We start from the raw sequence: 23066 nt of genomic DNA, 5'->3' as shown, positions 1-23066 counted from the left end.
ACCCTCTCTATTCAAATTTCAACTCTAATCCTAATCCTCTTAATTCGTGCACTAACACGTTAAATGATTCGGGCAATCCTGCTCTCGGAATATTATCGCCTTTTACAATAGCCTCATAGGTTTTTGCACGGCCAATAATATCATCCGATTTGAGGGTAAGCAGCTCCTGTAAAATGTTGGATGCACCATAAGCTTCTAATGCCCATACTTCCATTTCACCAAAACGCTGTCCGCCAAACTGTGCCTTACCACCCAGCGGCTGCTGCGTGATTAAGCTGTAGGGCCCGATGCTTCTTGCGTGCATCTTATCATCCACCATGTGGTGCAGCTTGATCATATAAATGATGCCCACGGTAGCTTTCTGATCGAACCGGTCGCCGGTTTCACCATCGTACAGGTAGGTATGTCCGAAAGAAGGTAACCCGGCTTTTTCAATATAGCCTGCAATTTCTTCAACGGAAGCCCCATCAAAAATAGGCGTGGCGAATTTTACATTTAATTTTTCTGCGGCCCATCCCAGCACGGTTTCGTAGATCTGCCCAAGGTTCATACGGCTCGGTACACCCAGCGGATTCAGCACAATATCTACAGGTGTGCCGTCTTCTAAGAAAGGCATATCTTCTGCACGAACAATTTTAGCTACAATACCTTTATTGCCGTGGCGGCCTGCCATCTTATCTCCCACTTTCAGCTTGCGCTTAACAGCAAGATATACTTTAGCCAGCTTCAATACACCGGCAGGCAGTTCATCACCAATAGAGATATTGAATTTCTCTCTTTTATACCTTCCCAGCTCTTCGTTAAACTTAATGTTATAGTTGTGCAGCAAAATGTTAACCTGGTTATCAATATGCGCATCACCCGTCCAGCCTAAAGGATTAATATTCTGATAATCGAGTCCGCTGAGGTTTTTAGCGTTGAATTTGGCGCTTCTGCCTATCTGCATCTCACCAAAATTATTGGTTACGCCGGCAGAAGTTTTATTGTTCAACAGCACCTGCAGCTTACTGATCAGCACATCAAGCAGGTCTTTTTCGTTCTGCTCATGTACTTTTTCCAGCTTATCAATAGCCGCCTTTTCACGCACCTTCATGTTCTTGTCTTTCTTGGCGCGCTGGAACAGCTTCTTATCAATTACCACACCTTCGGTACCGCTGGGCGCCTTCAAAGAGGCATCCTTGGCGTCTCCCGCCTTATCGCCAAAAATGGCTCTAAGCAGTTTTTCTTCGGGTGTAGGATCACTTTCTCCTTTAGGTGTGATCTTACCAATAATAATATCACCTTCTTTAACCTGTGCGCCTATGCGGATAATACCATGCTGATCCAGGTCTTTGGTAGCTTCTTCAGATACATTGGGGATATCAGGAGTAAGCTCTTCTTCTCCCAGCTTGGTATCCCGTACTTCCAGTTCATATTCAGAAATATGGATAGAAGTAAACAGGTCTTCGCGGGCCACTTTTTCACTGATCACAATAGCATCTTCAAAGTTGTAACCCTTCCAGGGCATGAAAGCCACTTTAAGGTTACGTCCCAAAGCCAGTTCGCCATCTTTTGTTGCGTATCCTTCGGTAAGGAAATCGCCATTTTTAACGCGTTGTCCTTTTTTCACCGCCGGGCGCAGGTTAATACAGGTTTCCTGGTTTGTTTTCATGAACTTGGTAAGGCGGTATATCCTCAGGTCGTCTTCAAAGCTCACTAATTTCTGCGCTTCGTCTCTTTCATAACGTACATGTATTTCGTTGGCATCCACAAACTCTACCACACCCTCGCCATCGGCATGTATCTGTATACGGGCGTCTCTTGCCGCTTTTCCTTCCAGCCCGGTGCCCACAAAAGGCGCCTGCGGAACGATAAGCGGAACGGCCTGGCGTTGCATGTTCGATCCCATCAGCGCACGATTGGCATCGTCATGCTCCAGGAAAGGAATAAGCGATGCGCTCAGTCCCACGATCTGGTTAGGCGCCACGTCCATAAACTCCACATCTGTTCTTTCCAGGATAGGGAAGTCGCCTGTTTGACGCGATCTTATCATATCTTCCACAAAGGTTCCGGTACTGTCTAAAGGCGCATTTGCCTGTGCAATCTTTGCTTCATCTTCTTCTTCAGCGCTCAGGTACGACAGGTCTTTCATGTCTACCTTTCCGTTATGCACTCTGCGATAGGGCGTTTCAATAAAGCCCATTTCGTTGATCTTGGCATGCACACATAAAGTAGAGATCAACCCGATATTAGGACCTTCCGGTGTTTCAATAGTACACAGGCGGCCATAGTGGGAATAGTGTACGTCGCGCACCTCAAAACCTGCACGCTCACGGCTTAAACCTCCGGGTCCGAGTGCGGAAATACGGCGTTTATGCGTGATCTCGCTCAGCGGGTTTGTTTGATCAAGAAACTGCGACAACTGCGATGTGCCAAAGAATGAATTGATCACAGAAGACAATGTTCTGGCATTGATCAGGTCTACGGGAGTAAACACTTCATTATCACGCACATTCATTCTTTCACGGATGGTTCTGGCCATACGCGCCAGTCCCACGCCAAACTGCGCAAACAACTGCTCGCCTACGGTACGTACACGGCGGTTGCTGAGGTGATCAATATCATCTATTTCCGCTTTGGCGTTGGTTAAACGAACGAGATATTTGATGATCTCGATAATATCCTCCTTGGTTAATGTTTTCTGATCAAGCGGCTGGTTAAGATTCAATTTGCGGTTGATCTTATAGCGTCCTACTTCTCCCAGGTCGTACCGCTTATCGGAGAAGAAGAGCTTATCAATAATACCACGGGCTGTTTCATTATCCGGGGCATCGGCGCCGCGCAACTGGCGGTAAATATGCTGAACCGCTTCCAGCTCAGAATTTGCACTATCCTTGTTAAGGGTATTATATATAATGGCATAATCGCCGCTCACTTCTTCTTTCTGGATAAATACCCCTTTTGCATCCATTTCCGATATCAGGTCTACTGCTTCGGCATCTAAAACTGTATCGCGTTCCAGCACCACTTCGTTTCTTTCTATAGAAACCACTTCACCGGTATCTTCATCCACAAAATCCTCTACCCAGGTTCTTAACACACGGGCGGCTAAACGCTTGCCAATATAGGGCGTTAATGCTTTTTTGTCGGCTTTTACCTCATCGGCCATTCCGAATAGTTCGAGTATGTCCTTATCGGTCTCAAATCCTATGGAACGCAATAAGGTGGTTACCGGAAATTTCTTCTTCCGGTCAATGTATGCATACATTACATTATTAATGTCTGTAGCAAACTCCATCCACGCTCCTTTAAAAGGAATTACCCTTGCGGAGTATATTTTTGTACCGTTGGGGTGGAGCGATTGTCCGAAGAACACCCCCGGTGAGCGGTGCAACTGGGAAACTACCACCCTTTCGGCGCCATTGATCACAAAGGTGCCGCGTGGCGTCATATAAGGGATATTACCCAAAAACACATCCTGCACAATGGTTTGGAAATCCACATGCTCCTCATCGTTACAGCTTAAACGCAACTTGGCTTTTAAGGGAACGGCGTAGGTTAATCCACGCTCCATACATTCTTCAATGCTGTATCGTGGCGGATCAATAAAATAATCCAGGAACTCCAGCACGAAAATGTTCCGGGTATCCGTAATCGGGAAGTTTTCCTTGAACACTTTAAACAGCCCTTCAACATTCCGTTTATCCGGCGTTGTTTCCAGCTGGAAGAACTCTTTAAAAGACTGGATCTGGATTTCTAATAAGTCCGGCGTTTCCGCTAAATGCTTGATTTTGCCGAAATCAATTCTATTGTGTGTAGCAACTTTTGTTGAAGACATAGTATAAAAAGCGCTTTTTATTTGGTTCAATGACAAATACCCGCATGCTCCTATTGCGTTAGAAACAGAAGGAATTAGGAATCAGTCACTTATAATTCAATTGAAAAGTCAAATTGTATCAGGCCCAATTTAAGGAGTGCAAAGGTACAGAATATAGGCATTATAACAAGTTTTTTTAAAATTTAACCTGTTTTTTTGAATGCGTGATCAAAATGTGAAAAAATAAACCCAGCAACATTTTTATATTAAAAAAAATAATATATTTGACACTTCCTCCGTTTCATTTTTCTATACGGCTGAAGCAAATGTGAGTAAGCGCCTGGTATTTCAGAAAAACGCTACCTAAATACAGACACAACAGGTTTGCCACGCCATGCCTGCGGAACTTTTAGCCCGAAAATGTAAGCAAGTGTTGCGGCGGTATCATACGTAATAATTACATCAGTTATCTCATTTCCGCTTTGTACTTTAGGTCCATTAATGATCCAGGGTATTAAAACTTCGTCCGGCGACTTACCGCCATGCCCTTTCCCCTTGCCGCCATGGTCGGCACTAATAATAATGATGGTTTCATTTTCGATGCCGGCATCTTTAACGGACTGAACGATCGTTCCAATCCTGCGATCCACCCTTTTCAATTCTTCATAGTATTCAGGTGTTCTGTGCCCAATATTGTGTCCAACGCCGTCTGGCTCGCTAAGATGGATAAAAGTTAAATTCGGCTTTTCCTTTTTAATAACAGATGCTGCCGTGTCTGCAAAAAAATCACCACCGGCTTCTTCATCATGTATCACAATGTCAACTGCTTTTTTTTCAAAAAGATAACCAATCCCTCCCCAGTTATAAATGACTGCCGATTTGTACTGTGGCTTTTGCTGCTTCAGCAAGCCGAAAATGCCCGGAAAAACGTTGTACTCATTTGTTGTGGCAGAAGGTATCTCAGGCGCTTTACTATCCCACTCCGTATACCCATGCAGGGTGGGGCCGGCGCCCATTAGCATAGATGCCCAGTTAACAGCGCTGGAGGAGGGCAATACGCTGCGCGCCTTCAGGCTCCAGGATCCTGTTGACATTAATTGTTTTAATACCGGCATATCGGCGTCAGGAACTGCGTATGCGCCAAATCCATCAATGCCGATGAGCACTACGTGCCTGATTTTCTTTACCTGTGATTTTAACTGCAACACCCCCACGGTGCAAAGGAGAAAAAACAGTATTATTTTTTTCATCAGCTTATTTTTATGTAAAAAGTTACAGCCATAGTTTTCTATCGCTGATGGTGGTAGGAAATCGTTTTCTTATCTGCTCCGGAACAGGATCTCTGTAAATGGTTCTGCGGCCCTGTATAGTGAGTTTTCCGCTGCTTAGTGTTACAAACGCAAAAATAGAATCTTTGAAATAATGAGGGCCCTCATAATATACATAGGTGGCGCTGTTGATCATAAAATAGTGAACATTATTACGAATGCCGTACCGGTCGTCGTGATCATGCCCCATAAATACGGCAACCACCTTTCCATTGTGCTGACTGGTTTGCGCAGCAAAGTTTACATTGTCGAAAATATCCAGTATCTCATCCGCGTTTCCCAGTTCATCAGCATAATCACTAAGAAAAACCGGCTGGTGCATAAAAACGATCACGGGTTTATCGTTGGCAAACAGATCCTTTTTTAACCACTCCAATTGCAGATGATCGGTAAGCTCCGGAAGGGCGATGAAAAAGGGCCCCAGTTGGAGTTATCATAATGTACCAGGGAATTATCTTCTTTCTTTAAAAAATTCCTGTCCATTACTACAAAATGATAGCCGCCAAAATCATAGGAATAATAGGGTTGAGTCATGCCCCATAGTGCCATGATGGTTCCCTTATTACATACATCCATATCATGGTTACCCAGCACATGGTATTTTGGACCTTTGAACCTGTTCCATTCTGCCATAATACCTTCAGACTGCTGCGGCCTGCAGAAATCACCGCATTGCACTATAAAATCCGGCGATACTTTCAGTACCTCATCCATAAACGCTTTCATCCTCGGCTCTTCCTTATTCTTAAATTGCAGGTGGTGCAGATCCGATATAATACCAAAGCTCACTGCCTTTCTATTGTTACTGCTGTTTGCGGGAAGCGCAAATACACGCGAATGCAACAGGTTGCCCGTGCCGGCTGCTGCCAGTGTTTTTATGAAATTGCGACGTTGCCACATACTGCTTACATTATATTGCTATATTATTTTTTATCCGCTGCGTTTCAGGGATCGGGCCATGGCACATTTCTCCAGCCATGCTGTACTGAATGGGTCAATATTGCCGAACCTCACCGCGCTAAATTCGGAAAGATCAAAGGGTGAATTGTTTCCTGCAGCCAATGCTGCAAGCGCCAGTCCAACGCCACCGCTTACGGCAATACCCGCTCCACAGCAACCTGATGCCAGCAGGAAATTATCAACACCCGGCACTTTACCCATTACCAGTTGACCATCCGGCGTATAACCCGAAAACCCGGCTACATAATACTTAATACCGGTTTCGTAAAAAGCAGGAAAAAATCTTGCGAGCCTCCCACCATTTTCTGCAAGGTCATTCATCCCCTTGTCCTCACTGAAAACGAAATGACTGATATCGTCAGGTATTTTGTCTGGTGAGGCGTATAATAATTTTTGCTCACGTACCCCAAACAATAACGCACCTCCTTCCGGCCGCGCGTAGGCCTGTGCATCGGGCAACAATACCATAGGTGCATGTTCAGGAAAAATAGCAGCCTTATCTGTAATCCAGTACTGGCTTCTTACGGGAGCCATGGGAATTCCTGTTCCGGTGTGCATGGCCCATATAGGCGCCCATGCTCCCGCAGCATCTATTACCACATCCGCTTCAATTGTTCCGAGGGAGGTGTTTACTCCCGTTACGGAGCCTTCTTCAAATATTACTCCGGTAACCGCACAACCCTGGAGAATTTCAGCTCCCTGCTGTTTTGCGCACCGTGCAAAAAAAGTTCCCAGCAGGTAGGGATCACAGTAAGCTTCGCCGGGTACGAAACCGATGCGCAGGGCTTCGTTTGTATTGAGCCAGGGACACATGCGTTGCGCCTCATTATTACTGAGGTAGCTGTATGGTTGATTGAACTTTTGCGCAATATCCATTAGCTGCTCCAGATCCTTCACCGTGGCATCGCTTGCTGCAACATGCATCATTCCTGCCTTCTTCATGTTAAGTGATTCCCCAAGCTGCTTTTCCATCTGCACTACCGCCTGGTATGTTTCGAGGGTAAGCGGTATATAAGCCTGTTTTGGCCTTACGATCGTCATTAGTGCGGCAGCCCTGCTGGTAGCCGCGTTACATATTTCGTTACGTTCAAGTACAATAATCTTTTTCCCGGGATGATTACGTGTATAGTAATAGGCAATGGCGCATCCAAATATGCCGCCTCCTATTACCAACACATCTGCTTTTTTTAATATTGCCGGCACGTATATTTTTTTATTGTTTGAGCCACATTATGTATTGCGGGCATGAAAAGCAATACATGTTTATCTAATGTATCCTTTGTTTATAAATACTAAAATAATAAAACTGTAACAGGCAAACAAGTATTCTGAGCTATAAATACAAAAATAAATTGATCCGGGATTTTGGAACAGGAACGTAATACCATAAGAATTATGCCAGCAATCCCACATCCGCAGCGTTATAATGCGGACAGGCTCCATGCCGGCCGGCCACAAATGCGCCCATTTTGCAGGCAAATTCCAGCGCCTCCGGTATACCAGCCCGGAGAATGAAACGGGAAAGGAATCCCGCTAAAAAAGCATCGCCGCTTCCAATGGTATCGGCTACCTGCACTTTAAAACCGGGATGCTCAAAATAGGTTCCGTCATGTAAAATGGATGCTCCTTTGTCACCCCGGGTGGTAATGATCGTATTTAAATGAAATTTTTGCTGCAAAGCCTGCATCTGCTCATTTTCACTACCTGAAAGCTCGTACCAGGCGCCCAGCAATTGTAACTCATCTGTATTTAACTTCAGCATGTCGGCATGCTGCATGAGGTATTCCAGCACTTTTTTTTCGTAATGCGGTTTGCGCAGGTTGATATCTAAAATTTTATATGGAGCGGTTTCCAATAGTTCAAAAAGGGTTTGTGCCGATTTTTCATTTCTGGCCACGAGGCTGCCAAAAATAAAATACTGCGCCAACGACACCAGCTTTTGTACCTGCATGCTGTACTGGATGAAATCCCAGGCCACCGGCTGAATGATCTCATAGCTCGCATTATTACCGTTCAGGGTAGCGAGCACCGTTCCCGTATCGTATATTTCATCATTTTGTATAAAGGATGTATCCACCCCTTTTGACGAAATAAATTGCAGGAGCTCTTCCCCCAGGGGATCATTTCCAATTCTGCTGATCATAGCTGTGGGCACCTGCAACTGGTTAAGGTGATAAGCTACATTCATTGGAGCGCCACCCGGCAGCCTGGCATCCGGAAGAATATCCCATAAAATTTCTCCAAAACATACAGCGGTGTAAGGGTTGTTATTCATGGAGGTAAATTAGGGAAAAAATTGTATACTGAAATAAAGTATGCAAAATCAGCATGCATGCATTGTTAGCGGGAACAATCCACTACTCCTCCATCCTCACGCCGGCATATATATCTGCAACAGCTATTGTTTCATTAATTGCTTTTATACGAAGCTGGTCTTCTATTGAATTATGCTCTTCCAGTTCCCAGCGATGAGCTGCGTTCAGACGGAATATCTCAATATGAATACTTTCCGAATCAACCAGTATATATTCCTGCAAAGTGGGTATATGACGGTAAAGCATGAATTTTTCGCCACGGTCATAGTTTTTAGTAGAGGGTGAAAGGATTTCTATTATTACAGCAGGATTTAAAACATTCCATTCATCATTGTTAAGCGTTATTGGTTCGCCACAAATAATCGAAATATCCGGGTAAGTGAAAAGTGTGTTGGATTCAATATGTATGCGTTGATCGCTACCATAAGGTCTGCACTTTTTCCCTTTCAGTTTAACAGCCAGTTCGGCGAACAGGTTACCGGAAATGGTATTGTGAGGCAGTTTGGCTCCCGACATAGCAAATATCTCTCCCCTGTAATATTCATGCTTTTCAACAGCAGCCTCTTCCATCGCCAGGTATTCTTCGATAGTAAACTTTTGCTTACCGTAAGCTACTGCAGGCTCTCTTAATTCCATATTATAAAAATACTCATAATTTTCCTCCCTGGGAGTGTTTCTGTCTCGCCGGATATTACTCAGCGTTTCTTATCGGCGGGCAGACTCCGGCACGACAAAAGGTTACCGAAACCATTTCGATAACCTTTCGTTTTACTATATTCAATATATCCAGCCGGCAACAGCTACCCCCTCATATCATTTTTGATCGGCTATATAAATACCGCTTACTTCTTCAGCGCTCAATGCTTTAGTGTAAACTCTCAGATCATCTACAAACCCGCTAAGCGCTTTTCTTGTATCACTTCCTGCATTGTACTTTCCGGTGCCATCTTCCCATATTGTGAAGGGATAATCATTGGTTCTATCCCACAATGAAGCCTTGAAAAGGTTCAGGTCAAAAGGTGTACCTCTGGGATATTCCACTCCATCAAGGTAGACCCTCAGCCGCTTGGCGGTCTGGTCAACCACAGCAGTTACCATGTGCCACTGTTCATCAGCCAAAGCAGGCGCCTGAGGAGTTGCTTCATTTGCCCTCCAGTCAAAACGGGTACTTCCTCCTTCTGCTCCATCAGCAATTTTAAGTAACCAGCCTCTGCCTGATGACCCTGGCCCTGTATAGCTGAGCGCTCCGTCAAGACAGAAAATAAATCCGGGATTACCGCCACTATCCCAGTCAGAATTGGCGAATAGCACAGGATCGGAACCTATCGGTGGCAGTTTAGTCCAGAAACTAAAACTGAAGTTTTGTGAAAGACCCGGCCTTAATAAATCATGTTTTGGAAGTACAGCATAGGAGCCTGCATTAAATAAAGCTACTCTTCCACGTTGCGGATCGGTTACAAAAGTAACATCGGCCGTAGCAAATTCACCCTGCATGGCATCAAACCGGTTGCCGCTAACATCATACAGATCATTGTCCATTGGCAGGTAAACAAGCAGGCTGTTTCCGCTGCCGCTTGTAGTTGTGAAACTCCAGGAGGCAGGCGTTAAAAATCCTTCGAATGCTTTACCAGCATCATCCACAATGGTTCCCGCATCTGCTATCACGTAATATTCGCTGGCAAATTCCAGCGGTGTACCCAGCCGCACTGTTACCTTTTTACCGTCTACTGTTACCGACTGACCTGAAACCGGTATTTCGGCTACCTTTGCATCCCCGGAAGTTTTATACACGGCAATATTTCCGGTACCCTTCTTTACATTTACGGCAAAAGTCAGTTCGAATTTAAACAGGGATGCATCCGCGCTGCCCGGAATAGGGTTAATGGAAGTTACAGCCAAACCACTTGCCCCAACTGTTTTAAAAGTCCATGAAAATCCATCCGGCGTTCCCATATACTGGTTTCCGAGCAGGTCGGTAACAACTCCTCTTTCCAGTGTAATGGTATACGTTTCGTCTGCCTCAAGATCAACCGGTGGGTTAATGGTCAGCACCCGCTTGTCCTGTCCAACAGCAACAGCATCCGAGGTAACATCTATATGCTGGGTATCTGACTTACTGATAATAACAATATCCCCAACTCCTTTCTTAATATTTTTGTCAAAAGTTAATACCAGATCACTGCTCACGGCAATGCCTTCTACTGCCGATGCAGGGTTATAACTGACAATTACCGGATTGGTGGAATCAATGGTATGGTCGAATTTTTCTTTGCACGACATGAACAGCACTATGCCCAGCATAATCATCGAAACCGGCAAAACGAATAGCTTACTATTAATTTTTTTCATCCCTTTATTTTTTGATTTTTTTATTGACGGGTGAGGGTTACCTGGAAGTTCCCTTTTCCTGTTGCTTTAGTATCGGTGTTCTCCCATCCCATGTAAAAGGAGATCGTGAGGGTAGATGATGTAACGCTGACATTAAATTCATCCACGGGATCAACACCTGTCAAATTCACCTTCGCGCTGTCGTCAGTTCCGGCAACCGTCCATGTGCCGGCGCCGGCATTACCAAATATGATCGGGCAGCCCTGAGCCAGGAATTTCGATGGATTACCGGTTTCATCCGTAGTAAATACCAGGCGCATCGTACCAAACACTTCTGCCGGCACATTTTCGGGCGTAACAATATTACCGGGGGTTGCCCAGGTACCGGATAACCGGCCCGAGATAAGCTGTTCCTTATCAGGAACCTCACGTTTCAACTTTTCCTTTGTACAGGAAGCTATCCCCATAATACCTGCAATAAGCAGGATTAAAAAAAATTTTACATTCAATCTCATTACCATATCATTTTTTTGTTAGTTGGGCACTTTAAACAAACGGAATGGAACATTCGACTTCAACACGCTTCCTTCAAGCCCCCAGCTGCCGTCTGCACGTATTCCAAAATGGCTCAGCACATTAACAGCCACGTCAGTAAGTCCAATCGGATAGTATGGATGGCGCTCGCTGGCAGGTCCAACCAGTTCCCCGTCATTTCCTTTACCACTATAGTCTTTTATTATGTTACCTCTTACCTCATCCATTTTCAGATAAAGGTTTAATGACGCCTTGTTAGGATGACTGCTGTTTTCAATATTGCGGAGGTACATATAGTCCCGGATCGTTCCGGCAGACAGCACATCCGTCCATATCCTCACTTCATTGAAAGTACCGGCCCAGTTAGGCGCCCCGCCGCCATATCCCTGCGTTCCCTCCTGTGCCAGGCAGATGTAATTAAAAGGCGAGAGCATGTTGTCTGCATCTTTATAAGTCAGCGCCGATGCTGCTACTAATTCTCCATCCTGATAAACATTGCATTGTTTTGTCATATCAAACGTAATAGCCAGGTGATGCCAGTTACCATCTTCCAGCGGTTTGGTTGAACCGATATCGTAACGTGTACGTTTATCATTGGCAAAATTGATCTTCCAGGTTGAACCGCTTCTGCAGATTACAAAACCGGGATTGCCTCCCGAATCCCAGTCCTTATCTCCCATGATAGCAGGATCACTGCTGTTATCACCAGCTTTCACCCAAAACTCAATGGTGTATTTTCGCATCCCCTGTAAAGCTGTTCCATTGACGGGAATACGTACGTATGTTTTATCGCCCGAGGACGCTTTATTGATCGTTAAAATATTGTCCGAATTTTCCCTGGGAGCCAGAGCTGTACCAATCAGCTCTTTTTTATCCATTTCAGCTCCCGACAAAATAACGGGCACATTAAACTCTTCCGGTGTTGTGCTCTGTGGAATACCAGACTCTGTTCCTCCATGCGTGGAAGCCAGGAAGATATTCCAGTCTTCATCAGCATAACCTGCGCGTGACTGAATAGCTGCCTGTAAGCCTGCAACATATTGATCAATCTTTTGAATAGCCAGCACGTACTGTGCCTGGCGAAGCTGGAATCCTACATCTTCCCCCACTTCGGCCGGACTGCTGAATTGCACAAATACCGCTCCCATATCGGTTTGATTAAGGAGCTCTACCGACTTATTATACACTTCTTCATCGGAAGCATACTGAAACGTATAGTCTGCAGACTGGTTCAGGAGTGTATTGACTTCCGGAGTACGCACAACGGATGCCATCTTGATAGAAGGAATGGCAGACTTGATACGGCTTACCACGGATGGATATTGCATAAAATTGTTTCCCGAAAAAGATTTATTTGCCGTTACACCATGCTTATCCGCCGAAACACCGGTGAGCATGGTTGACCAGCCTGAGCTTGAATATGCCGGAACGCCTCCGTAACCATTCATACTATAAGAGGCATTTGCCTTGAGCCTGTCTATGCCCGGTGTGGAAGCATAATCTATAGCGGTATTAATAATGCCGTCAACACCTATCAGCAGCACCTTTTTGCTTTTTTCATTTTGTGCAGCAACCTGACCCATCATCATTAATAAAGCCGAAGCCAGACAGAGATATTTAAAAAAGTGTTTCATTCACGTATTTTTTTATTTATATAATCGAACCACATAGCTGCCGGGAAGTCCAATAACAAATTTGAAATTGAATGATTCATAGCTTACCTCCTCTACTCCGTTTACCATTTCCACTATTTTCCAGGTGCAATACGTATCCGATTCTTTTACGGGGAACTTTACACTCCAGATTTCTCCGTCATCGGTATCATTCACAAAGGTGCCTTTGAATCCTGCAGAACGGTTTTTGGTAAAATCTATAAAATCACCGGAGAGGGGTTGATCATCTAAGTATCCCACAAAACGAATTTGATTGGGCGCATCGCCAACACGCTCTATTTCCGGTTGTTTGGCCATTCCCGATGACCATTCCGTTACATCAAACTCTTTAAATTCCACAACAAGAGCGTCTGTCAGCAACTTGCTTCCCGACAGGTTCGATACCTGGATGTCAAAATGATATTCCCCGGCAGGAATGAGGTTTCCTTCCAGTATTTCCAGCTTACCGGTATGCTCATTGATGCTCACGGCCGGAACCATCACCGTATCTGACTTCAGAAGAAGCTCTTCCGTGCTCTCGTTGCCTACGATCGCTTCTTTATAACGAATAACCGGCAACTCGTTATTTAAAGCCGCCACGGTTTTTCCGTTGGGCTCCCGGATGTTAACAATTTCGAACTTCAGGGGTAGCGTTGAAGTTGATGCGTTAAAGTCGCCAATATTTTGGCCCAACCCCGAAATAGCATACTGCTTCCTGTTTTTGTAATTAATATCCGGGGCGATGCTCCCTTCCTGGGGTATTTTGGTGCAGCCACCCATCAGGAGCGTTGCGCACGCAAAAACTGCCGTTAAAAACCAGCAAATATTTCTGTTGTATTTCATCTTCATAGCCTAATTAAATCCAAAAATATGTGTGTCAGCATTCAGCACCTGAACGATCCCGTTGGTAGACCGCAGATCTGAGGATATTATCTGTACAGACTGATATTGCTCCTTTTGACCCGGTTCACTCATGTTCAGGGAAAAGATAATGTACTTAGCTCCCATATTTACATTGCCTAAGTAATCACCCTGTACCAGATTAAAGCGTGCTTTTTTATCACCGTAAGTTGTTGCATAACTATAGGTTGTAGCTAATCCGGCACGAACGATCTCCTGATCGGGAATAATATAATTTTTTAGGATCTCTGTGATCTTATCCATCTCATCCTGGGGAATGTCGCCAAATGTTGCCGGCCTTTTCTCCGGATCCGGAAATACCAGGTTAAAATAATTACGTATGGAATAATTCTGCGGAGCCAGAAAAGTTGATCCGCTTGCATTAACCACCGGTTCCAGCCCGCTCAGCGTGATCAGCGCGGTTAGTGTATCAAACACTTCAGGGCGGCTTTTCAGGTAATCCATTGTAGATACGCCTAATACACTTGTTTCCTCCATATTCAAAGTACCACCATCGGCAAAATAATCACGGCTGCATCCTGAAGTAAAGAGAACAGCTACTATCCCTATTATTTTAATGAATTTCATTCGCATGCCTTTTATTGATTAAACTGCCAGTAATAAGTTTGTTCCATATTGGGATTGTTTGCAAAAGCCTCATCACTTACCGGGAAAAATCCCGCGCCATCCTTTTCTCCCTGCGCTGTAATGTAAGGATTGAACTCGTGAAGACGCCCCAGGCGAACCAGGTCATACACACGGTGAAACTCGCCAATCAGCTCTCTCCGCCTTTCTTCCAGCACTTCTTCAATTACTGTTGGCTGATCGTCTCTTGTGAAAAGCGGAATACCTGCGCGGGCACGAACTGCATTCAGATTTTCCAGCGCATCACCCACATTGCCCAGTCTTGCATCGGCCTCAGCTTTTAAAAGTAACAAATCGGCATATCTGAAAACCGGAACCGGTCCTTCCATCAGGTTATAGCTCCGGTCTTTTACCTTCCTGAATTTGGCAAACATAATTTCTCTTTCCCCGTTCTGCAGCGGATCCGGGAATATGGGTCTCAGCTCACTGCTGCTCACAGAAAAATCTATGCTTTGAAAAAATTCCGGCACTCTTTTGTCGGATCCGTCCCTTGCATAATCAGGATAGATCTCCAGTATTTTTGATTTGGGTACCGCCAGCGACAGGTTTCCTCTGTCTGTATAAGGATTGGTGAGATAATAGGTCATAATGTGTCCATAGTAATCTGCAAATTCCCCTTTCTTTATATCATAATACATGTGGAATATCATCTCTTCCGACAAGCCGGTATCAAATAAAATCCGGAACTCACTTATGGGCACAAGCTTAAAAATATGGGAATTGATGATTTCTTTAATAGCATCCGAAGCACCCTGGTAATCTTTCAACCACATAGATGCGTGGGCTTTCAGTGCCAGGGCTGCACCTTTGGTACCCCTTGACATAGATTCTTTTCTTGTTCCCTCATATTGCCAGGGCAGGTCAGGTATAGCCATATTAACTTCCTCAACCACCATCTGCATCACCGAATTGAGCGGTTCCCTGCCCAGCGGCGCAACATTCCGCGCTTCAAGGTTAATAGGAACATCGCCCCAGATCCTTGCAGCATAAAAGTGTGACATTGCTCTTAAAAAACGTGCTTCTGCCATCAATTGCTTTTTCCTTTCTTCAGTAAGCCCGGTGGTGATGTCAAGAATTTTCTCCATCACAAGATTACACTGCTCAATAGTCCTGTAATAAAGCCGCCAATTGGTCATTGGTTCCAGCTCGGTTCGCTGGATCAAATGGTTTTGAAAGCCTGCCTGCCAGTCTCCATCATTATTGGGAGTGATCCAGTCTCCGGAACGGGAATCACCCCAGAAATAATAATCTCCCCAGGAACCGTAACGGGTAGTTGCCGGTGTGTCGTCTTTGGTTAACCCCGACAGCGCCCTGCGGAAAATAGCGAAAGCCGCCGCTACCGCACCCTCAGCATCACTTCCCGTCTTCCATGCCTGGTCTTCTGTTACCGTATTAATGGGCAACTCATCCAGCCACTTCTTACAGGATTCCCCGGTAAGGGTTATGGCAACTAAGCAAACAGCAAGGATTGTTTTATTTTTCATATTAATTCACTTAATCATTTTTATGAATTATAACGCTAAAGAAACTCCAAACAACAACATCCTGCGCATCGGGTAACCTTTGGACAGGTCAAAACCATCAATGGTAACCAGCTCTGCATCCGGCCCGCTATACTTCTGGAAAGTAACCAGGTTGTCTGCCGTGCAATACACCCGCATTCTTTCAAATGGAAGACGCGGTATTATCCTTTTGTTAAAAGTGTAAGACAAAGTCGCTGATTTGATCTTGAAATAAGAGCCGTCTTCTATATACTCCGAATCATATGTAATGATTTGTGAGGCATCGCCCCAGGGGTTTAATGTAGGGTACCTGGCATTATCACCACTCTGTTCCCAGATTGCATAATTATCGAAGTTGGGTAAAGAGGAGCCACCGGCAAAACCCTTACCCAACTGGAGCCGTTCAAGCAATACTGTATTGACGATGCTTCTGCCAATAACAAAAGTTGAAACCAGGTTCAGGCTAAATCCTTTATAAACGAAATCGTTCGTCCATCCTCCGGTCCATTTTGAATTGGGATCCCCGGAATATACACGGTCTCTAACATCTATACGGTAATCGCCGTTTTGATCTTTGAAGTTACGGTCTCCCACCTGCAGGTTCTTGTTTTGCAGCCCTACCAGCTTTTTTCCTGTTTTGGGATCTACCGGTATCTGGCTTTCTGCCTGGTAAATACCCTGCGATTCATAGAAGAAAAACCCGTTCAGCGGGGCGCCTGTACGTACAATAGACCCAAAGTCCTGCCCGGAAGTGCTTACTTTAACAATATCGGCATTGCCATCGGGTAGCCTGATCACCCGGTTCTTGTTATAAGCAAAGTTCAGGTTGGTATTCCAGGAAAAACTGTTGCCAAAATTCAGGTTGGTGCTTACTGTAAATTCCAATCCACGGTTAAGCACATCCGCTGCATTGCGGTATACTTCGTTATACCCCGAAGTAGTGGGCAGGGAAGTTGATAACAGCAAGCCTTTGGTTAATTTTTCATACGCATCCACAATAACCTCTACCTTTCCCCCAAACAAACTTAAGTCTAAACCAATATTGGCCATCGAGGTTTTTACCCAGGTAAGGTTATCATTCTTAAAGCCATTGAGCCAGGTTGGGGTAAAACCGGCTACGCCGCCGTAAGCAATCTGTACCAGGGAACTATACTGGTCCAACGACCCCCCGTCCATAATGCCCAGTGCGAGATAGTTATTATCCCAGGTTGTTCCGGACAATCCATAACTACCCCGTATCTTACCATTCGTTAGCCAGCCTGCATTAGAAAAGAAGTCTTCTTTATAAAAATTCCAGCCTGCCGAGATGGAGGGGAATACTCCCCAGCGGTTTGCCTTTCCGAACTTTGATGATCCGTCGGTACGTATAGATGCGCCCAGCAGGTACTTTTGCTGAAAGGAATAATCTATACGACTGAAATACGACAACATGCTACTGGCGGTATAGTTGCTGGAGCCAATGCTGTTGCCCTTTGGCCAGTTCACCGTTTGCGACAGGGTAGGTGCAGCGCTAACACTATTCACCGTGGTTATTTTTGACTCTGTTTTCTCCATGCTTTGGCCGAGCAGCACGCTTAAGCTGTTCCCGTTTCCAAACTTTGGCGTATAGGTGAGTGTATTCTGTAAAAGCACGTTTCGGTTTTCACCGGCGCCACTCTTGTTAGACGCACGCAGCGTTCGTCTTGATTCAACCAAAGAATCCGCCATGCTCCGCAGGTATTCAAGACTTAAGCTGGCCTTATAACTTAGATTTCTGGTAATATTTAATGCAGCCTCGGAGCTGAAACGTATCCGGTCATTGAGGTTGGAATAATTACCAGGCTGAAATACTTCCGCACCTTTTACAAGCGGATCACCGGGAAGCGGCAGCAGGGTAGAATTATTGGTGGAAAGGGCATCCGGATTTCTATTTTGGTCTGTTCGGGAAATAGCCAGTGTATTATTAATGACCAAAGCATTCTTTAAAGCATTTAAGCTGGTATTGGCCATAATACTATAGCGTTTGAACCCGGTATTAAACAAAATCCCCTTACTATCCATATAACCCATGCTGATGCTATACTGACCAAAGTCGCCTGCTCCCCGGATAGAACCATTATAGTCCTGGGTGAGTGATGTTCTATACATGTAGTCCTGCCAGTCGGATGAATTATTATAGAACGGATTGGTTACATCCGTGTACATAGCAGGCATATACACGCCGTACGGAGCATAAAGATCATAAAGACGTTGCACCTGTTCCCGTTCTTTGGCCCCACCGGCCACATCCTGTAATTGCGGAACAAAGTTGACCCCCGTGCGAATATTAAGATTGATTTGAGGCTTGCCTCTTTTTCCTTTCTTGGTAGTAATCAGGATCACCCCGTTGGCAGCTCTTGAGCCGTAAATGGCTGCTGCCGATGCATCCTTTAATACCACAAGGTCTTCAATGTCGCTGGGATTGAGGTCTGCCAGCACATTGGTGCTGGTGATGGCAAAATCACTGCTCGTTTTTGAAATGATGGGAACCCCGTCAATTACATACAGCGGCTCGGAAATAGCCGAGGCATCACCACGGGTTACCGCAGCCAGCCCCCTGATGATGATAGCAGGCGTGGCGCCGGGTTCCCCCGAGTTCAACTGGATGTTTACTCCGGCTACTTTACCCTGTAATAATGAGCCGAAAGATTCTGCTGCCTGGCCTTCTGTTATCTTGTCCATTTTCACCATCGTAACAGAGCCTGTTATTTCCTGCCTGATCTGGCTTTTATAACCGGTAACCACCACATCGCCCAGCGTTTTGCTATCTCCTTTAAGAGTGATCGTGAGATCGGAGGCTTTTCTGAATACGATCTGACGGGAATCAAAACCAACAGATGAGCAAAGCAGGGTATCTCCGGTTTGAAGCCGCAGGCGAAACCTACCGGTCGTATCTGTAGTAGTGCCTGTATTTTTCCCTTTTATATTAATAGATGCCCCGGCCACCGGATTACCATCCGAATCGTTTACCTTACCGGTCATTACCGATTGAGCAGTTCCGGTTACGGAGATCATCAGTACTGCAAAAAGGAAACAAGCTCCTCTCATTAATGCCTTCATTATATTTGTTTTTTTCGATTCAACTTTTTATACACGCTATTAAGGATTCGACCAAAAACTGTTCTGGCTCAATGCATTGCCCTTCATACTGCTTGCTGAAAGCGGCCAATAGGCCGCCCCTTTCTCTACGTCATCTTCAGTAAACCCGGGTATATATGAACTCACTTCACCAAATCTTATCAGGTCAAAAACACGCTGCCCTGTACCTACCAGCATACGTTGCCGTTCAAGCAGGAGCGCAGCCCCGAATGTATCTTCTGTTAAAGCAGCATAATCTTCTGTTGCACCCGTTGCAGCACTGCTGAGGTATTCTTTAGCCTCCTCCAGCCGTTGCGACCGCCAGGCAGCCTCTGCAAAAAGCAGGTTTATTTCACGTTGCGGCAACAACTCTAACACACTGGCGTCTTTGATGATCAGCGTAGCTATATTTTCACTTGTTGAGATATTAAACATACTTGCACGGCGTGCATCCCCTGTTGGATAAATTGCATTCAGCCTGTCTAAAGACATACGCACAACACTGCCGTTCAGCGGGGCCGCGGGAATATCGGTACGCCTGTCTTCTCCGTTGGATAAACCAAAACCAGACAGGCTATCAGCAGTACCCGCTGTAAACGCATTGCTCAGCAGGTCGTAAGCATCTTGTCCCTTACCCAGCCACAGTTGTTCCTGGGCAAGAAGTGAGGTAACGGCTGTTTTGTTAAACCTTACTGCCGTTAAAGCAACACTTTCAATACCATCATCATTGGTCAGTATCCAGGGTACCAGCTCTTTGGCCTCGGCTGCCCATAAAGCGGCCTGCGTTACCGCTTCTTCGCTGCTCAGTCGCTTTCCAAAGTCATTTTTTTCAGCAGACGGGATGGCTCCCCAGATGCGGGCAAGATAGAAATATGCCATTGACTTGAGCGCCAGCGCTTCGCCTTTGAACAGATTACCCTGATAAGTACTCAGGGCCTCATCATCTGCCTGGGCTACAATATCCAGTATATCATTGGCATCCCTGATAACATCATAAAAATATCCCCAGTCGGAAAGCTCTGCCAGGTAACGGTTGTCTGCCATCAGTTCCTGGCTTGCCACCATTTCCTGGTAAGGAACAACAACATTCAGATCCCCAACACGCGCCTCACCATACATCATCCACGCATAATTGGTCAGCAGCGCCCTCCTGAGATCTACATATCCCCCGATAACTGCCTGCTGGATCCGTTGAGCCGAATTATAATATCCCTCCGGAACCGTTCTGTTTTCCGGTTCAATCGTCAGGGTTTTGCTGCACGAAAAAAGGAGGGTCATTGCTACGAGTAGTATGAACTTCGGAAATTTCATGTTGTTCATTTTTTGCATCATCATTCTAAAAAACCAGTTTTAATCCCAGCGCAACCGAAGAAGGCAAGGGTGTTCCCGTATAACTCAGATCATACCTGCGCACACCCGTAATATTTTCCTCCGGGTTAATGCCGCTGTATTTGGAAAGCGTGAGCAGGTTGTCGCCACGAGCAAACACTTCTATATCGCTCAGCTGCGCCAGTTTTTTGAATACCGAATTCAAATGCCAGGAAACACTGGCCCGGCTCAGCCGGAGAAAACTTCCATCTTCAACGGTTCTGATACCCTGGTAAACGGTGCGACCATCGGCATCGGCACTTACCAGGTAATAAGGGGTTTCTGCACTCTTAAGCGGGAAATCATTTCCTACCCTGTCTGCATAATACCTGCTGCTGAAAGACTCCGCTACAATATTCGCTCCCCAGGCATAGGTCAGGATTATGCTGGCAGAAATATTCCTGTATCTAAAGGTGTTACTCAAACCTCCAAAAGCCTTAGGCTCACTGTTCCCTATAACTTTTGGCTGCTTGCCTTCCCAGGCAATTAGCGATGTTACAGCCGTTCCTTTTGAAAGCGAACCGAGGTATGCAAGGCTGGTATTTTCAACATCATCAGGCAGTTCCTTCACTTTATTTTTGTAGAGCGCCATATTCAGGTTACCTGTCCAGGTAAAGTGTTTTGTTTGAACCCAGGTTGCATCGAGGCTTATTTCAACCCCCGACAGCCCAAGTGCTCCTCCGGTTTCATATTCGTAGCCAATGCCGCTAATATTGGGCAGGAATCTTTGATAGGTGAAATTCCTGTACGTTTTATTGAAGTAATCAACAGAAAGATTCAGCGAGGGAAGAATAGCAAAAGACAATCCTGCATCTATCTGGGTAACGCCAATGCTTTTTGCACCGCCAAAGGCAGGATAAAGCTGTCCTACACCCAGGTAATTCCCACCATAATAATCTCCATAAGCGTCTAATACCCCGCGGTAAACTTCCGGTCTGCTTAACACACCCGTTCTTCCGATGGAAGCATTAACTGTTACCGGTATTTTCAGGCTGTTTTTCAGCTCATAATGAACACCTAATGCCGGGTAAAACGCCCATTTATTTTTGTACAATGAACTTCCATCTGCGCGAAGCACCATATTTACCCCAAGATCTTTCTTATACTTCCATTTCCAGATGCCGTAAAAAGATAGCAGCTTTTCCTTTTCATGATCTGATAAAGCATCAGTTTGATTAGCATTATACCCTGTAACCACTTTTACATAGTTCGATCCTCCGTTTTCCATACTGCGTTGCCCACTCACCGAGGTCAGCCTGTCATCTGTATTTCTAAGCTCATTGCCAAGCGTCATATCTAATTGCAATGCGTCTGAAAAATCACGCAAATAATTTAAGGAGGTATTTACTGTAATCAGTTGTCTTTTATAGGCTGCACTTGATGCATAAATATTTCCGTCCAGCACGTCTGAAGGAATATATACATCGCGGCTTGCACCTTCATAAGACAAGCCGGCAACAGAGCTGATTTTGAAGCCGGATCCGAGCTGGTAGGTAAGACCCATGGATGAAACAAGCCCGATATTCCGGTTCTTGTCCATAAAGAAACTTTCATCGGCAATAACCGGAAGGGTAATATCCCGGCTATACTCTCCGGCATAGCGCCCGTTCCGGTTTGCGAGCGCCAGGTTATTATAGAAATGTGCTGATAACCGTTCGGTAATATTATATGTGGCATTCAGAAACAAAGATTGGCGGCCAAATCCTGTATTTTTTATGATGCCTTTATCTCCGTGATTCGTTAACCCAAACAGGTATGAGCCGTAAGTACCGGCGCCATCAACCATCACATTTTGTTCGTGAATCATTGCTCCGCTGCCATACACCTCCCTGCGGCCCCTGGTATTAAAGTTGTAAAAGGCATCCTTCCGGTAGTCCATATTCTGCAGAAAATTAACGCCGGCAAATGCGCTACCGCGTACATGAATAGATCCGGGCTGCCCCTCCTTCATAATAATATTGAGCGCCCCGTTAGGCGCCTGCACTCCATAAGCCGCCAGGCGGTCAATATCTTTGATAATTTCGATGCGATCTACCTGTTCGGGCGAAAAATAACTAAGGGGGTTGATACCTGTTACATTTGAAGGGCTGGCAATGACAGGGATTCCATTAATAAGGATAAGGGGCATTGTGGATTGATCAGTTGGATCAAGGCTTAATCCGCGAAGATTAAGCGTGGATTGGACGCCCGGCGTACCCGACCAGTTCTTTACCCTTAATCCGGCTATGTTTCCCTGTAAAATGTTCTCCAGCCCGCTTCGGTTGGATAAGATCATGCTGTCTACTCTCAGAGAATCCTGAGCCAGTACGCTCATTGCTGCACCAATAGATATAAGAAGGAAAAGCAGGACTTTTCCACCCGGTTTAGGGATCAGTCTCATAATTTTTATTAGTTAGTTCTATTTATTATAGTTATTGGTATTTCTCCAAAAGCAAGCTGCAAACCACTAACCGAACATTTAACCACAAACCCTGCAATTATTTAGTTAAATTAAACAAAAGTTTATAATCACTAACAATTTTATAACAAAAAAGTTATCCACAATTTTGGTTAGCTGGTAAAATCTTCCACCATTTAATTGTTTAACAATATTAAACACGGTTTATTAAGGCTATATGTCGTTTAGATTAAGCTTTTGTAAA

General features: G+C 45.2%; 16 protein-coding genes. All 16 read right to left on the bottom strand.

Annotated elements, in window-relative coordinates:
* Window positions 1-7 precede the first annotated feature (7 nt).
* Window positions 8-3817 (bottom strand): DNA-directed RNA polymerase subunit beta, encoded by a 3810-nt coding sequence (gene rpoB, locus PLE34_RS13375; protein ID WP_324557761.1) that lies wholly within the window; start codon window positions 3815-3817, stop codon window positions 8-10.
* Between the two features lie 338 nt (window positions 3818-4155).
* Window positions 4156-5046: an alkaline phosphatase family protein gene (locus PLE34_RS13370; protein ID WP_324557760.1), complete on the bottom strand. Its 891-nt coding sequence runs from the start codon at window positions 5044-5046 to the stop codon at window positions 4156-4158.
* Window positions 5047-5068: 22 nt separating this feature from the next.
* Entirely contained in the window at window positions 5069-5500 is a 432-nt protein-coding gene (locus PLE34_RS13365) for a metallophosphoesterase family protein (protein WP_324557759.1), read from the bottom strand.
* Complete coding sequence (locus PLE34_RS13360; protein WP_324557758.1) at window positions 5488-6024, bottom strand: metallophosphoesterase family protein; 537 nt, start codon at window positions 6022-6024, stop codon at window positions 5488-5490. The genes PLE34_RS13365 and PLE34_RS13360 overlap by 13 nt, the downstream gene beginning before the upstream one ends.
* Before the next feature lie 30 nt (window positions 6025-6054).
* On the bottom strand, window positions 6055-7287 hold the full coding sequence (locus PLE34_RS13355; protein WP_324557756.1) for an NAD(P)/FAD-dependent oxidoreductase: 1233 nt from the start codon (window positions 7285-7287) through the stop codon (window positions 6055-6057).
* A gap of 190 nt (window positions 7288-7477) precedes the next feature.
* The gene (locus PLE34_RS13350; protein WP_324557755.1) at window positions 7478-8359 is read right to left on the bottom strand and encodes a carbohydrate kinase family protein; all 882 of its coding nucleotides are present in this window, start codon (window positions 8357-8359) and stop codon (window positions 7478-7480) included.
* Between the two features lie 82 nt (window positions 8360-8441).
* Window positions 8442-9035 (bottom strand): Uma2 family endonuclease, encoded by a 594-nt coding sequence (locus tag PLE34_RS13345; RefSeq protein ID WP_324557753.1) that lies wholly within the window; start codon window positions 9033-9035, stop codon window positions 8442-8444.
* Between the two features lie 177 nt (window positions 9036-9212).
* A complete protein-coding gene (locus tag PLE34_RS13340) occupies window positions 9213-10748 on the bottom strand; it encodes an Ig-like domain-containing protein (RefSeq protein WP_324557751.1) in 1536 nt (511 codons plus the stop codon).
* A gap of 20 nt (window positions 10749-10768) precedes the next feature.
* Window positions 10769-11242 (bottom strand): hypothetical protein, encoded by a 474-nt coding sequence (locus PLE34_RS13335; RefSeq protein WP_324557750.1) that lies wholly within the window; start codon window positions 11240-11242, stop codon window positions 10769-10771.
* An 18-nt stretch (window positions 11243-11260) separates the two neighbouring features.
* A complete protein-coding gene (locus PLE34_RS13330) occupies window positions 11261-12895 on the bottom strand; it encodes a LamG-like jellyroll fold domain-containing protein (protein WP_324557748.1) in 1635 nt (544 codons plus the stop codon).
* Window positions 12896-12907: 12 nt separating this feature from the next.
* Window positions 12908-13756: a DUF5007 domain-containing protein gene (locus tag PLE34_RS13325; RefSeq protein WP_324557746.1), complete on the bottom strand. Its 849-nt coding sequence runs from the start codon at window positions 13754-13756 to the stop codon at window positions 12908-12910.
* 9 nt (window positions 13757-13765) lie between these two features.
* Complete coding sequence (locus PLE34_RS13320) at window positions 13766-14401, bottom strand: fasciclin domain-containing protein (protein ID WP_324557744.1); 636 nt, start codon at window positions 14399-14401, stop codon at window positions 13766-13768.
* Window positions 14402-14412: 11 nt separating this feature from the next.
* A complete protein-coding gene (locus PLE34_RS13315; protein ID WP_324557743.1) occupies window positions 14413-15942 on the bottom strand; it encodes a RagB/SusD family nutrient uptake outer membrane protein in 1530 nt (509 codons plus the stop codon).
* Window positions 15943-15969: 27 nt separating this feature from the next.
* Entirely contained in the window at window positions 15970-19038 is a 3069-nt protein-coding gene (locus PLE34_RS13310) for a SusC/RagA family TonB-linked outer membrane protein (protein WP_324557741.1), read from the bottom strand.
* A gap of 39 nt (window positions 19039-19077) precedes the next feature.
* Entirely contained in the window at window positions 19078-20367 is a 1290-nt protein-coding gene (locus tag PLE34_RS13305) for a RagB/SusD family nutrient uptake outer membrane protein (protein ID WP_324557740.1), read from the bottom strand.
* Between the two features lie 25 nt (window positions 20368-20392).
* A complete protein-coding gene (locus PLE34_RS13300) occupies window positions 20393-22804 on the bottom strand; it encodes a TonB-dependent receptor plug domain-containing protein (RefSeq protein ID WP_324557738.1) in 2412 nt (803 codons plus the stop codon).
* Window positions 22805-23066 lie beyond the last annotated feature (262 nt).

Origin of the sequence: Agriterribacter sp. (genome assembly GCF_035445465.1) — a bacterium.
Lineage (GTDB): Bacteria > Bacteroidota > Bacteroidia > Chitinophagales > Chitinophagaceae > Agriterribacter.
The sequence above is the reverse complement of the archived record's forward strand: the minus strand, read 5'-3'. Positions and strand labels throughout refer to the sequence as shown.

Excerpts from the sequence above, each read along its gene's own strand:
- rpoB (WP_324557761.1), bottom strand. The coding sequence starts at position 3,817 with ATGTCTTCAACAAAAGTTGCTACACACAATAGAATTGATTTCGGCAAA.
- PLE34_RS13350 (WP_324557755.1), bottom strand. The coding sequence starts at position 8,359 with ATGAATAACAACCCTTACACCGCTGTATGTTTTGGAGAAATTTTATGG.
- PLE34_RS13360 (WP_324557758.1), bottom strand. The coding sequence starts at position 6,024 with ATGTGGCAACGTCGCAATTTCATAAAAACACTGGCAGCAGCCGGCACG.
- PLE34_RS13340 (WP_324557751.1), bottom strand. The coding sequence starts at position 10,748 with ATGAAAAAAATTAATAGTAAGCTATTCGTTTTGCCGGTTTCGATGATT.
- PLE34_RS13345 (WP_324557753.1), bottom strand. The coding sequence starts at position 9,035 with ATGGAATTAAGAGAGCCTGCAGTAGCTTACGGTAAGCAAAAGTTTACT.
- PLE34_RS13320 (WP_324557744.1), bottom strand. The coding sequence starts at position 14,401 with ATGAAATTCATTAAAATAATAGGGATAGTAGCTGTTCTCTTTACTTCA.
- PLE34_RS13370 (WP_324557760.1), bottom strand. The coding sequence starts at position 5,046 with ATGAAAAAAATAATACTGTTTTTTCTCCTTTGCACCGTGGGGGTGTTG.
- PLE34_RS13315 (WP_324557743.1), bottom strand. The coding sequence starts at position 15,942 with ATGAAAAATAAAACAATCCTTGCTGTTTGCTTAGTTGCCATAACCCTT.
- PLE34_RS13305 (WP_324557740.1), bottom strand. The coding sequence starts at position 20,367 with ATGAAATTTCCGAAGTTCATACTACTCGTAGCAATGACCCTCCTTTTT.
- PLE34_RS13300 (WP_324557738.1), bottom strand. The coding sequence starts at position 22,804 with ATGAGACTGATCCCTAAACCGGGTGGAAAAGTCCTGCTTTTCCTTCTT.
- PLE34_RS13330 (WP_324557748.1), bottom strand. The coding sequence starts at position 12,895 with ATGAAACACTTTTTTAAATATCTCTGTCTGGCTTCGGCTTTATTAATG.
- PLE34_RS13335 (WP_324557750.1), bottom strand. The coding sequence starts at position 11,242 with ATGAGATTGAATGTAAAATTTTTTTTAATCCTGCTTATTGCAGGTATT.
- PLE34_RS13325 (WP_324557746.1), bottom strand. The coding sequence starts at position 13,756 with ATGAAATACAACAGAAATATTTGCTGGTTTTTAACGGCAGTTTTTGCG.
- PLE34_RS13310 (WP_324557741.1), bottom strand. The coding sequence starts at position 19,038 with ATGAAGGCATTAATGAGAGGAGCTTGTTTCCTTTTTGCAGTACTGATG.